This is a genomic window from Dyadobacter bucti, from assembly GCF_005869225.1.
GTDB classification, from domain to species: domain Bacteria; phylum Bacteroidota; class Bacteroidia; order Cytophagales; family Spirosomataceae; genus Dyadobacter; species Dyadobacter bucti.
The window spans coordinates 166,904-181,134 of the sequence record NZ_SWFP01000004.1; the positions used below are offsets into that span (position 1 = coordinate 166,904).

Annotated in this window: 7 protein-coding genes; 5 read left to right on the forward strand and 2 right to left on the reverse strand. The window is 46.8% G+C overall.

From position 1 onward, the window contains the following. Positions 1-39: 39 nt before the first annotated feature. The 3 genes from FBF61_RS14660 (at position 40) to FBF61_RS14670 (ending at position 4,879) form a co-directional block, all read left to right on the forward strand. Complete coding sequence (locus tag FBF61_RS14660) at positions 40-969, forward strand: RraA family protein (RefSeq protein ID WP_138478429.1); 930 nt, start codon at positions 40-42, stop codon at positions 967-969. Positions 970-993: 24 nt separating this feature from the next. Continuing rightward, positions 994-2,754 (forward strand): PQQ-dependent sugar dehydrogenase, encoded by a 1,761-nt coding sequence (locus tag FBF61_RS14665; protein WP_229215056.1) that lies wholly within the window; start codon positions 994-996, stop codon positions 2,752-2,754. An 88-nt stretch (positions 2,755-2,842) separates the two neighbouring features. Further along, positions 2,843-4,879 carry a DUF8034 domain-containing protein gene (locus tag FBF61_RS14670; protein ID WP_138478431.1) on the forward strand — a complete coding sequence of 679 codons (2,037 nt, stop codon included), beginning with the start codon at positions 2,843-2,845 and terminating at the stop codon, positions 4,877-4,879. 471 nt (positions 4,880-5,350) lie between these two features. Here FBF61_RS14670 and FBF61_RS14675 read toward each other — a convergent pair whose 3' ends face one another. Continuing rightward, a complete protein-coding gene (locus tag FBF61_RS14675; RefSeq protein ID WP_138478433.1) occupies positions 5,351-7,099 on the reverse strand; it encodes a RagB/SusD family nutrient uptake outer membrane protein in 1,749 nt (582 codons plus the stop codon). 45 nt (positions 7,100-7,144) lie between these two features. Further along, positions 7,145-10,228, reverse strand: coding sequence for a SusC/RagA family TonB-linked outer membrane protein (locus FBF61_RS14680; RefSeq protein WP_138478435.1), 3,084 nt, complete (start codon positions 10,226-10,228; stop codon positions 7,145-7,147). Positions 10,229-10,424: 196 nt separating this feature from the next. Between FBF61_RS14680 and FBF61_RS14685 the strand changes: the two genes are divergently transcribed. Continuing rightward, positions 10,425-11,468, forward strand: coding sequence for a phosphatidylinositol-specific phospholipase C1-like protein (locus FBF61_RS14685; protein WP_138478437.1), 1,044 nt, complete (start codon positions 10,425-10,427; stop codon positions 11,466-11,468). 318 nt (positions 11,469-11,786) lie between these two features. Beyond that, positions 11,787-13,910, forward strand: a complete 2,124-nt coding sequence (locus FBF61_RS14690) for a PAS domain S-box protein (RefSeq protein WP_138478439.1) — start codon at positions 11,787-11,789, stop codon at positions 13,908-13,910. Positions 13,911-14,231 lie beyond the last annotated feature (321 nt).

Below are 14,231 nucleotides of genomic sequence, written 5' to 3' on the forward strand. Positions count from 1 at the left end.
TGTTTATTAACTAAAATCAAACCCCGTTCAACAATTAATATGAGATACAGCAACCTGGCTTTTGCAGTGATTTTTATACTTTCCGGCCTGTCTGCGAATGCGCAGAATATGACACTGAGCAAAGATGAATTAATAGCAATAACTCCAAAATGGGAAGGTGAACGCTTCCCGGACGGGCGGCCAAAAGTGAAGGACAACATTCTGGAGCGCATGAAAAAAGTATCCCTGGAACAGGCCTGGTCTGTGTTGCGGGGAGAAGGCTACAGTCATCAGTATGAAGAGAACTGGAAAAATATCCACGCCGGTGAAACCCTGGTAGGCCGCGTACTGACTGCCCAATACATGCCGCTTCGGCCAGAAGTCAGGGAATTACTGGAGAAAAAAGGAGCAAAGGACGGCCGGATCGGGGATATGGTATCCTGGCCGATTGATATGCTGGGGAAAGGCGATGTGTATGTGGCGGATTCTTATGGTAAGGGCGAAAATGGCCCGATCATCGGCGACAATCTGGGTACTTCGATTGCTGCCAAATCAGGAAATGGTGTGATCATCAACGGGACAGTTCGCGATCTGGACGGTTTATCGGAACTACCGGGATTTACCTCTTTCATCAGGGGGAGTCATCCTTCTTACCAGCAAGAGATGATGCTCACCGGTATCAACATCCCCATTCGGATTGGTTCTGTAACGGTACTACCGGGCGATATCGTGCTGGGAAAAGGCGATGGAGTCATATTCGTTCCTCCCCATCTGGCAGAAAAAGTGGTTAAAACGGGGGAGCTGGTACTTCTGAGGGATCAGTTTGGTCACCTGCGGCTTCGGGAAGGCAAGTATACCCCGGGTCAGATCGATCGCAAATGGACCGCTGATATTGAAAAGGATTTTTCGATGTGGTTAAAAAAGAACATTGGTGAATTGCCTGTCCCCAAAGAAGAAATCGAGGAATTATTGAAAACCAGGACCTGGTAAACTTTGTCCAAACCGAGCTCGAAAATGTTTTTAAATAGCCCAAGCAGCAAGGGTACTTCACCCAAATCACTGATGTGGTTTCTTTTTTTGGTAACCGGTATTTCTTTTATCACCTGCAATTTCATGGAAAAATTGCCGGAAGGCGACGTTGACAACGGAGGTCTTGTCTTACCGGGCGGATTCGATGCGGTGGTGGTAGTGGATAGTATCGGCAATGCAAGGCACCTTGCCGTGAATAAAAACGGCGATATATATGTGAAAATGACCACCGGTGCGCGCAACACGGGCAATATCGCACTTCGGGATGTCGACCATGATGGTAAGGCCGATAGTATTGCCCGTTTTGGCGACTACCAGGAAGAGAACGGTTATGGCCCCACCAGCATGCGGATATACAACGGTTATCTTTATTTCAGTACGAAGGGGGCGGTTTATAGAAACAAATTAACGCCCGGCCAACTGGTACCCGAAAGCAAAATCGAACGCATATTGAGTGATAAATACGAAGTCGAACATATTGCCAAGACCCTCGCATTTGATGGTGCCGGACACATGTATGTCAGCTTTGGATCTACCAGTAATGTTTGTCAGGAAGTGAATAGACAGCCAGGGAGTGTGGGACAAACACCCTGCGCGGAACTTGCCGGACACGCCGGAATATGGCGCTTCGATGCCAACAAAACGGATCAGACCAAAAAGGACGGCATGCGTTATGCCACCGGTATCAGAAGTGCCATCGCGATGGAATGGAGCCATGCACACAACTCTTTATTTGCTTTGCAGCACGGGAGGGACGATCTGCAGAGAACCTGGCCTTCGTTATACACGGAGTGGCAAAGTGCAATGCTTCCCGCTGAGGAATTTTTTAAAGTGGGAGAAGGGATGGATGGGGGATGGCCCTACTACTATTTTGATCAGCTGCAAAACAAAAAACTGTTGAGTCCCGAGTACGGTGGTGACGGTAAAAAACAGGGCGACGCTGCGTCATATGCACAGCCATTGATAGGGTTTCCTGGTCACTGGGCACCCAATGACTTGCATTTCTATACCGGCGATCAGTTTCCGGAACGCTACAAAAACGGGGCTTTTATTGCTTTTCACGGTTCGGCAGGCCGCACGTCCTACCCGCAGTCCGGCTATGTTGTTTGTTTTGTTCCTTTCAAAAATGGCGCACCGTCGGGTCCGTGGGAAGTATTCGCAGATGGTTTTGCGCAGCGGGACACCATTGTAAGTTCCAGCGACGCTGTTTATCGCCCCATGGGCTTAGCAGAAGGCCCTGATGGTTCCCTGTACATCGGTGATGATGTGAAAGGGAAAATATGGCGTATCATGTTCAAAGGGAATAAAGAAGATTTTGGCGCTGATCAGTTAGCCGAAATGGAAAAGCGAAAAACGGGAACAGGGATTAAAACACCCGATGAGGTGAAGGATAACCTGGCCATCGGGATGACTGGTGGCGGCGAAAAACTGTATAAAACTTATTGTATTTCATGTCATCAGGGCGATGGGAAAGGCGACGGAAATCGTTTCCCGCCTTTAAACGGATCGGAATGGGTCAATGGTAATAAAGAAAGGCTGATCAAAGTATTATTGAAAGGTCTCGAAGGCCCGATTACGGTAAAAGGCAAGTCGTTTGAAGGGGTGATGCCGAAGCACGACTTTATGCCCGATGCTGACATTGCAAAAGTGCTGTCTTACCTCAGGTCGAATTTCACGAACAACTCGGGTCTCATTCGCGAAGCAGAAGTAGCGGCCGTCAGGAAGCAATCAAGTCCCGCGCACTGAGGCGACAGGGAATACAACTGTACGGAAATAACTCAATCAATCATTTTTCAAGCTGTATGATGATAATGCAGCACAAAAAGATATTCAAATGAGCAATGGAATTCATTTAAGAATAACGGTATTCGCTCTATTGAGCACTGTTTTTTTTACCACACGCGCACAAACAAACACCGCGGATCGCGATCAGCCGGCAAGGTTGCGGGACCATGATAAAGCAATAAATGCAATGGCTGTTGTGAAGGCCAGCAACGTACAGCTTCCTCCCGAATGGGCCATCATGCAGCGCCAACTCATTAGTGTCATGGAGCAGGGAGCACCTTATTATCTGAAAAGATTTACACGTACCGACGGCTCCACTTATGGAAAAGGGCCATACGATGACGTGTATGAGATGTTTTACAACTGGCCGGAACTCTACGCGATATCCGGAAACGAATTTCTTTATACCACGGCACAGAACGAATATAACGCCATCACCAGGAACAATACGAATTACCTGACGGATTATATCGATTACTACCATCAACTGTATAAGGAATATCCCAAAAACGACGATTTTTTCCATATCAGCGAGGGCCTGACCGCCTTCTATAATCTTGCATTGGGCGATCCTTCCCTTCCCGAGAACATCCGGCGCGCGAAACGCTTTGCAGGATTGTATCTGAATGAGGATCCCGATGCCCGGAACTTTGACGCAAAACACAAGATCATCAAATCCATATTCACAGGAAGTAAAGGGCCTTTGACCACTTCGGAAGCAACCTACAACGTCCGGTATGGGCACGCTTCCCTTTATCCTAAAATTGACATTCTTGAACCGGAATGGATTGAGAACCCGAAGAGGAAAAAACAGATACAAGACTTATACGACCAGATGATTACCCGTACCGATGTGCCCGTGAACCTCGCAGCCACCGGACTGATGACCAACGCCTATCTATATACCGGTGAAGAAAAGTATAAAGAATGGGTCCTGAATTATGTAGATGCCTGGATGAAACGTATAGAGGACAACGGCGGCTTGTTACCGGACAATATCGGGCAGACGGGAAAAGTAGGGGAATATCGCAATGGTCAATGGTGGGGTGGATTGTATGGATGGTACGGCCGGTATGGCCTGATGATGATGTTCTCTCAATTGTCCGTAGCAACTGAAAATGCTTACCTGCTTTCCGGGGATCCCAAGTACCTGAATTTGTTAAGATCGCAGATTATCAGCTTGATGCAAAGAAGCAAGACCACCAAAGAGGGGCAGCTGCTGGTACCATTCCGTTACAAAAAAGAGGGCTGGTACAGCTATCGCCCCATGATGATACAGGACCTTTCCCATTTGTGGCATGCTTCAATGGACCAGGCAGATTGGGAAAAAATAGAAGTGCTCATGAAAGGAAATAAATACCACCCGTTGTGGGACGAAGGTATTTGGGGGCAGAATACGCTCAATGAAGGCGATAACAAAGTATGGGAGCCAGCCGAGCCTTTTGACTGGAGCAAGGAAATGAGCAATGGCGACAGGACCTTCGGCAGTGCCGAGCACGCACGATTGATGTATTATGCAGGGAACAACCCCGACTGGCCCCTGGAATCTTTAAAAGCAGATTATAAAGAAGTAGTCAGGCGGATGAACTTCATGCAGAATGATCCCCGGGATATTTCTAAAATCAATTCAGATGATTTATATCCCAATAATCCGGTGATCACCAAAGCTTTGATACAAACCACGATGGGCACGCCCCAAACCATTTATAACGGCGGCCTGCTTCGCGCTACCGTGAGGTATTTTGATGCAAATAAAAAGCAACCGGGCCTACCGCAAGACGTGGCGGCTTTGGTGGAAGGTTTGAAAGCAGACGGTACCATTGTCAATCTGGTCAATCTGAGTGTTACAGAAACGCGTCGGGTTATTATACAGGCCGGTGCCTTTGGCGAACATACATTCACGACCCTTTCGTACGGAGGACAAGAGGGAGACAAGGCCAACATGCAGGCAAAGGAGGTAGTTAAGCTCGATGTCAATAAGCCCTATTTTGTTGTACAGCTACCACCAAGCGCTTCCATAAAACTGGATATCGGTATGCGGAGGTTTGCAAATAAACCCTCGTATACTTTTCCATGGGATCTCTGAAAAAAGTGAGTTCGCCGGGATTCGAATCCAAGATTGCGATACCGGGGAAAAGGTATGTTTCCTGCTTCTGCGAACATTGCGGACAAAAGCTATCTTAATCGTCGAATTTAATCTCATTTATAAGATTCAGAAGCTTTGTTGGGAAGTTGGTATTTTCGTAGAACAGAATCATGAAAGAGATTCTTCGACTGGTTTGGCAGCTGCGTGCGGTCTATCTTCGCAGTGCCTTCCAATCCTCTTCGAACTTTTGACCCGGCTTTCGATGAACGTGTAGTTGCATTCAACTCCGAATCCCGACCACAAACCACGTAGGAACTCTGAACGCCGGACTGATACCTGCCTCACATCCAGTGAGCGAAGCATTCCGGAGATTTTTGCTTTTGTCACCAGATCATCGCTGCCTTGTATACCTGCATGCGCATAAATGAGGCTGCTCTGAATAGGGCAGCCTCATTTTAATTTAAACTATATTTAATATCCCTGATTTTGTACCAAAAACCCTTCCTCGCTGGAAGCCCCGTCAATGGCTCTCTGGGGGATTGGGAATAGTCTTTTGTTGACGTTATTATCCGTTTTTCCCGTCCAGGTGCCTTCGTATTTTCCAAACCGGATCTGGTAATTTCTTCTGAATGCTTCCCAGTACAGCTCAAATCCCGACTCACGGAATAATACATCGAGATTAATGCTGGTCAACGCTTTCGGCGTCTGGGCCGGGCGGGCGTTTCTTGAAGTTCTCAATGTATTGATATCGGCCAAAGCCCCTGCATTGTCGTCATTTCTCAGCTTTGCTTCGGCGCGCATCAGATAGATCTCGCCAAGGCGTATCAGCACCAGATCGACACTGCTGTAAGCGCAGCAATTGTTACCGGTATGGCTGAACTGATACTTTGAAAACCGGTAACCTGTGTTGTGCAAACTGCCGGGACCTGTAAAGTCGACATTGCGTGTATGGTTTACATAAGTCAGGTTAGCGCCACTGGTTCTCCTGTTGATCACCGGGTAGATCCTTACCTTGCCATCGGAAGATCTTAAAATATTGCCGCTTCCGTCTTTTCTGGGCCCCCAGATGATCCCACGCAGAATTCCCCTGTCCATTTCAAACTGGGTGGCTTCTACGGAATAATAATGCTCGGCGTCATTCAATGGGGTCACTCCCGTCAGGTCTTGCAGGTTCGCAGGTATGTTTGTTTCTTTTTTGAAAAAGCGCGCATCAGCATCAGCCGGATCGACATTACCATAAGCGTCCACCCAGGTTTGATAATAATCAGAAGTGGCCGCAACCGCATCTGTTCCGCGGGTATTCGGGAACTCTGGTCTCGGGATCTGGTCACCGGAGATCGACCAGTAGGCCCAGCGCTGCTGATCGGTTTCCAGTACGCCACGCTGGTCAAGTGCAAAAATAAGTTCTTTGTTGGTATGGTTATCGTCGCTGAACAAATCGAAGTATTCAGGCGACAGTGAATACGGTCCGGCAATGATTTCATTTGTATATTGAATCACTTTATCCATATCCTCTTTTCTGAATTCTGGCGTACCATAAGGATTGCGGTAGACGGCCGCATTCAAATACAAACGCGCTAGCAAAGCCTTCACCGCACTTTGGTTCAACCTGCCCGGGTCATTGTCTTTTCTGATCAAATCAACCACCGACAAAAGCTCGCTTTCGATATAACCGATTGCTTCCTGCCCTCTCAGGATCTGAGATACGTCAGCCGAAAGCTCTTTCTTGAAAACCAGGCCCCAGTTGTCCAGTGCCAGCATATTCAGGTATGCCTTCATGGCAACCATTTCGTAATAACCAGCCTGCGCATTGGTGTTACCGGTTTCAGCGGCTTCGTTCAGTCTTTCCGCAGCAATCACGGCCCTCGACAAAGTAAGGGTAATCTGCGTCCAGGTATCGGTTACGAGGCCATTGCTCGGGGTCATCAAATGCTGGTGAACAGCGATGAACTTACCGCCATCATACCAGTCGGTACCTCCGCGATAAGGAAGGATACCTTCGTCAGAAGCTACCTCCTGAAGTCCGAATTGGTTTGTATGCAGCCATACACCCGAGCGGAGAAGACCATATACCGGGGCTATAGACCCGCTTACCAGTTCAGCCTGCCCTGTTCCCGTGAGGGATTCATCCAGGATTTCCTCTTCCAGGTTGGTACAACCGATAAAAGACATTAGAAATGCCGTTATCGTCAGTGCTTTATAAAGTCCTTTATTTTTCATTATAATTTGATTTTAAACGAATCGTAGATAATCGTTTATGTTCTGTTAAAATGTCACATTAAGCCCAAGCAGAAAAGTTCTCGCCCTTGGATAGGTAAAGCGGTCGATTCCGAATGTCTGAATTCCGCCAGAAGCTGATCCTGTATTTACTTCGGGATCAAAGCCTGAATAGCTGCTGATGACAAATAAATTCTGACCGGTTAATGTAAGACTGGCGCGTTGAATGGCATTTCCCAGCTTCGTTCCCGCAAAATTCAGGTTATAGGCCAGCGTAGCGTTGTTCAGTCTCATAAAAGAGCCGTTTTCCAGGTATCGGGTAGAGACAACATTGGCATTGCTCAACGCTTCGTTTGGATATTGAATGGCAAAGTCGGTGGTGTTGTTGGATTTGGCCAGTAATGCCCTGCTGAACAAGCTCATCGTGGTGTGGTTGTACACCTTATTGCCAGCTACACCATTGAAATTCAGACCCAGATCAAAAGCTTTGTATTTCAGGTTAAGGTTGTATCCGTAGATGACTTTAGGGATCGCACTGCCTACTACCACCCGGTCATTGTCGAGTATCGCGCCGTCCCCGTTTGTATCCCTGAAATTATTCTGACCGTTCTCCGGATTAATTCCGTCAAACTGGAACATATAGAATGCGCCCAGCGGTTGACCATTGATATAACCGTTAATCGTCGCGCCCGATTGGCCCGCACCCTGCGCCGCGCCGGTTGCCAGCACTGCGTAAGGCGATTTCTGCACCTTATTCTGGATGTAGGTGAGGTTACCTCCGATGTTGTAGGAGAAGTCCCGTTTCGGATCGCTGCCGTAATTTAATGTCAGCTCCACACCATTGTTCTGGATTTTCATATCCGGGATGTTGGTCCAGTAGGCGGAAGTAGGCTGAACGGGATCGGAGGGAACAACTTCCAGAAGGATGTTGGAAGATTGTTTGTTAAAATAATCGAGCGTGCCGGTCACCCTGGATTTGAACAACGCGAAATCAATACCCAGATCCACCTGTGTGGATACTTCCCATTGCAAATCAGGATTTGCCAATCTCGTGAAAATAATCCCGTACGGATAACCTTGCAATGAAGTAGCGTCGGTATCAATAGGATAAGTGCTTACGCTTCCCGTGCCTGTCTGCAACCGCTGCTCAAGATAGCTTGCTTTCGTGATCTTGGACGGTATCTCCTGATTACCTGTCTGTCCCCAGCTTGCGCGTAATTTGAGGTTATCGAAAGCAGAGCCTTTCATGAAATTTTCCTTGCTGATATTCCATCCCAGGGCGAACGAAGGGAAATAACCGTATTTGTTGTTCTGTCCGAACTTGGAGGATCCATCGGCACGAAACGTACCCGTGAACATGTATTTATCAGCATATATATAGTTGACCCTTCCGAAGAAAGATTGCAGCTCGTTTTTCAAAGCTTCCGAATTTACCGCCGTCGGAAATGCTGTCGTGCTGGTGTGGTCCTGATAAATAGGCTCGATATTATTATTTGCAAAACCGCGGTAGGTCGTTATTCTGGTTTCATCCAAAAACTTTTGGTAGGAATGACCCGCCAATAGCGTGACATTGTGATCATTACGTACCCAGTTATACGTCAGCGTGTTTTCAATCAGTTGATTGGTATTTCCACTTACCGCATTGTCGAGCACACCATTGGAAACGTCCGACTCATTGACAACCGCCGGGAAGGGCTTGTACTGCTGATTTCTGGTAGTTGCAGAATAATCGACACCGTAATTCAATTTATAAGTAAGTCCGTCGATGATTTCTACCGATGGTGAAATGTTCGCCAGAATACGGTGGTTAATAGCCCTGTCGCTGAACAGATCATACCGGGCAAGCGGATTTAATGCATTTGTGTTCAGCAGGGTAGGCACACCATTCGTATACGGAGCAATCGTAGGATTCAGCGTGAGCATATCGCTCATGGTGGAACCGATCTCGGGGCGCAGGTTTTCCGTGCGGGAAGCGGTCAGGTTATAGTCAATCTTTAACCGTCCGTCAAACGCCTTTTGATTTAGATTCAACTTTCCGGAATAGCGTTTGAGTCTGCTGTTTTTCAGGATACCTTCCTGATCCTGGTATCCTACGGAAGTGAAATAGGAGAAATTTTCGCTGTTGGCCCCGCTCATCGATAAGTTGACCGTGTTGGATACGCCTGTTTGCGTCAGTTCGTCCTGCCAGTTCGTATTTGCACCAAAATCCTGCAAAGTCCCGCCCGTGGCCACCACTTCCCGGCGGAAAGCGTCGGCATCGAAAACTTTTATTTTCTTAGCCATGGAAGATATTGCCGTAGACGCCGACAAAGTCATCTGTGGTTTTCCCTTGCCTTTTTTGGTGGTAATCACCACAACTCCGTTGGATGCCCTGGATCCGTATACGGCTGTCGCACTGGCATCTTTCAGCACATCAATGCTTTCAATGTCACTTGGGTTAATGAAGTTGAGCGGATTAGTGGGAACACCGGTGGAGGAATTGTCCAGCAAAAATCCGTCGACCACGTAAAGCGGCTGAGTGCCGGATCGCAAGCTGCCGATACCTCTGATAATGATGTCTTGTGCAGCCCCCGGTTCTCCACTATTGGCAGCAATGGAAACACCGGCCAATTTACCTTGCAGCAATTCGCCCGGGTTCGTGACGACGCCCCTGTTGAAGCTTTCACTGTTAATGGAAGAAATGGCGCCGGTAATGTCCGACCTTTTCTGTGTGCCGTAACCCACTACAACCACCTCATTCAATTGCGAAAGATCCTGGCTTAACTGGATGATGATCAACGATTGTCCATTTACTGGAACCTGTTTTGTAGCATATCCGATAAAAGAAACTGAGAGAACTGCATCGGCATCGGCCTCTATCACGAATTTTCCTTCGGCATTCGTGGATGTACCTCTTGTTGTGCCTTTGACGACCACGGTCGCACCTGGCAGCGGCGCCCCGGCTTCATCTGTAACCGAGCCTGAGACGGACTGTGCGACAGACTCAGAACCTGAAAGAAAGTTCTTTGCCTGAAACGAAAGCTTGGTATTGAAAAGCGCAGGGAATGCCTGGGTTGGATTAGCACTAAGTACAACCCAAGGCAAACATGCGGAAAGACATACGAGCTTTGATAGACGTAATTTTGAACGCATAGATTTAATTTTTTACTTATGATCAGGGTTCAAAGTTACCCTCAAGCAGGTAGGATGGCAGTTAAGGCGTATTACCATTTCGTTAACAAAATGTTACCTGGTTCCGGCCTCAGATGCATTTATCCCTGGTAACATAAATTTAATACTGTAGTCTTTTCTGTCCGGCCTACCTTTGCGCCGTACAAAACCATCGTCAATGAAAGCGCTATCAGTTCTGTTGCTTGCCTGCTGTCTCCCTGTTTTTGCCCAAACGGATGATCATATAAAAATCAACAAAACGCAGGTAATCGGTTCTCACAATAGCTATAAACAAGCCATCGATCCTGTGCTGTTTCAGGCATTTTTACAAAAAGATTCCGCTTCGGCAAGCTCACTCGACTATGAACACATTCCGGTCACCGCACAGCTTGACATTGGCTTGCGCAACCTTGAAATTGATGTGTATCCCGACGAGAATGGTGGAAAATATGCCAATCCGAAGGGCCTGGAAATGGTCGCCGGCCAGAAACCGTTCGATCCGCAGGGTAAAATGAAGCAGCCGGGCTTTAAGATCCTGCATGTACCCAACCTCGATTTCCGAAGTCATTACCTGACGTTAACTGATTGCCTCGACGACCTCAAAGCCTGGTCGGAGGCGCATCCTGACCATACACCTGTTTACATTACCCTTGAGGTTAAAGGAAAGGCAGCCAACGCGGGTGAACCGGAAGGCATTGCCCCAAGGCATTTTGACGAACTTGACAAAATACTTCTCGCACACCTGAACAAGGCGCATATCCTTATGCCTGACATGGTAAGGGGTGAATACGAAACCTTGGAAACTGCAGTGTTGCATGATAACTGGCCGACATTGAAGGAAGCAAAGGGTAAGTTTGTATTTGTACTGGACGATTCCGGCGCCAAGCGGGAAATGTATGTTGCCGGGCATCCATCGCTGCGCGGCAGGACAATGTTTGCCAACGCATTGCCAGGTACACCGGAAGCCGCTTTTCTGATCAGAAATAATGCCAAAGCGTCCGAAATACCGGATCTGGTAAAAAAAGGCTACCTGATCCGTACCCGTGCGGACTCGGATACGCGCGAAGCGAGAAGGAACGACAAAACTACATTCGAGGCGGCATGCGAATCGGGCGCGCAGATTATTACTACCGATTATTACCGGAAAAGCACCCGTTTTAATTCCGATTACTCCGTGAGCTTCGAAGGCGGCACCTATTTTAGGAAGAATCCGCTATTCTGAACGCAGCAAAAAATTATCTGATTGATAATTTAGATATAAGTTTCCAGCCGCTTTGGTAATTTACGGATAACGGTCCACTCATATTTTTTTAGTGAATTGTTTTGCAAATAAGGTGTATGATTTCGTTACAATTTTCCATGCATACCTACTGATTCGACTGACAGCCAATCGACAGCATTAAAAAAAATAAAAATTAATTCTACATTATTATTGTAACTTTGACACGTAACAGCGACAGTCGTTATACCATATTTACCCAAATTACTCGAATGAAAAGATATTACTATCGATTGAAGACTATCTGTTACGTTACAAGTGATGATTAGTGGGGCAGCAAGTGTTGGAAACAGCCAGATCGGTTGCTTTGCTCCCCAAACTTTATACCGGGATTTGTTTGAATCAAATCCCCAGCCCATGTGGGTGTATGACCTGCAGAGCCTTTGTATACTGGACGTGAACCGCGCAGCGTCTCTGCATTACGGATATACAAGAGAGGAATTCTTAAACCTTAGTCTGAAAGATCTTCGTCCAGCGGCTGAGATTCCCAAAATGCTTACCGCTGTAGCAAAGCTAACCACTGAAAATCTGACATCCAGCTCAGGTACTTACAAGCATAAGAAAAGCAATGGGGAGGTTATAGATGTACAGCTTCAGGGCAATATTATTTCTGTTAACGGGAACAATGCAGAGCTGGTTATCATTACAGACATTACGATTCTTCTCAGGGCACAGGAAAACAATTTTATATCCCTTGAAAGGCTCCGTGACGCACAAAAAATTGCAAGAATTGGTTACTGGAGCCGGAATCTAAATGAGGATGTGTCGAATTGGTGCAGGGAAATGTACAGCATATATGGACGAAGTCCTGAAAGTTTTATTCCGACCCACCAGAATCTGATCAACTGTTTTCATACGGATGACCGGTATCTGTTAGGTGAAGAGGCTCTGGCCAAGCTAACCAAGAACCCCAAAACTGACTTTGAGCACCGTATCATTACTGAACACGGGGAGGTGAGATGGCTATTTCAGCGGCTCGAACTTCAACTCGGACATGATGGGACCGCCATTGCAATCAAAGGTGTCGTTCAGGACATTACCGAGAAGAAAAAGACGGATGAAAAATTCAAAGCAATTTTCGACCAAACCAGTGATGGCATCATTTTAGGAAACCGCGACGGCAATTTCTTGGATCTCAATGATGCTGCGCTGATGTTGCTGGGTTACAGCCGGGAAGAATCGGCTGGATGCGCTTCCTATGAAATATTGCAGAAGATTTCAGCAGGAAGTCAAAACGTCATTTGGGACCAATTTAAGGCAAGAAAAGCAAACAGCGGCAAAACGGAGATCAGGCGAAGAGATGGCTCAGTTATCATTATCACCTTTAATTTTCGGCCTGATATCCTGCCAGGAGTTGATCTATGTGTAATAACCGACATAACAGATCGTGTTCAAAAGCAAAACCAACTTGTGGCTAGTGAAAGAAGATTTAAAGCCTTGGTGCAGGAAGGGGCAGATTTAATTGGTATTCTGGACCTTGAAGGTAATTACAAGTTTGTAAGCGAAAGTGCATACCAGATTTTGGGCTTACGGCCTGTCGAGTTTATCGGAAAAAATGCGTTTGACTTCATTCATCCAGGTGATCGGGAGGAAATCAAGGGTCAGTTTTCAAAACTTTTAAAAACGAAACAAGTAAGGATAAGTCCTTTCAGGTTCAGAGATTCAAAGGGAAACTGGCGATGGATCCGTACGGTAGCGACAAACTTGATCAGCGACCCTGCCGTGGACGGCATTGTCGTCAGTTCCAGGGATATTACCGAAACAGTACTGAAATCCAACGCATTAAAGCGGAGTAACGACCGATATAAAATGATTGTAAAAGCCGCAAACGCAGCTATTTACGATTGGGATATCGAAAAGGACAAAATAGAATTGGGATCTGGATTCCACGCTATATTTGGATATCGGTCCAGTATTGAGACTCGCGGGAAATGGTATGAAAATATCTACTGCACGGACAAACCCCAAATGCTGGTTGAATTGAAAAGCAGCATAGAAGATAAAAATATAGATACGGCCGTATCAGAGTTTAGATACACAAAAGCGAATGGTGAGGTCGTACAGGTGGAGCACAGGATAGTTTTTTTGAGAAATCAGCAAGGTATTGCGATACGGGCGGTGGGATCTTTGAAAGACATTACAGATTACAAACAAAACTTAATCACGATCCAGCTTCAAAACAAAAAATTAAGGGAAATTGCCTGGACACAGTCCCATATTGCGAGGGCACCGTTAGCCCGAATGATGGGACTTGTTGACCTGATCAAAAATTATCCCAATTCGGATATTGAGAAAAGTAATATTCTGGATCTCTTTCTGACATCCGCCTCAGAATTTGATCGGATAATCAAAACGATATCAGAACAGACTATTTGCGACAACTGAGATTCCCGGGTTCGGCATCTATATTTTAAAATCCAGTGCACCCGGTACGGCCATCTCTGAGACAACGTGATCATAGTACCACGTTGTCCGGCCATCTCGGCTGCGATTACCGAGCCGGCGTCTGCCTCCAGCCCGTATAGGTTGTCGCCCATGACCTGTACCAGGCCATGGTGTTATTGCCTTGGCTTTGCGCAACCAGCCCATTTTACCTACTTTTTCAGTAAACAAACAACGCTAACGCCAAGCGCCATCCGCCTTGTTTGAATTTCGATAGCATCCGTCTGATTGAGGTAACGTGCCGGTGAGCCAAATTGCCAAATT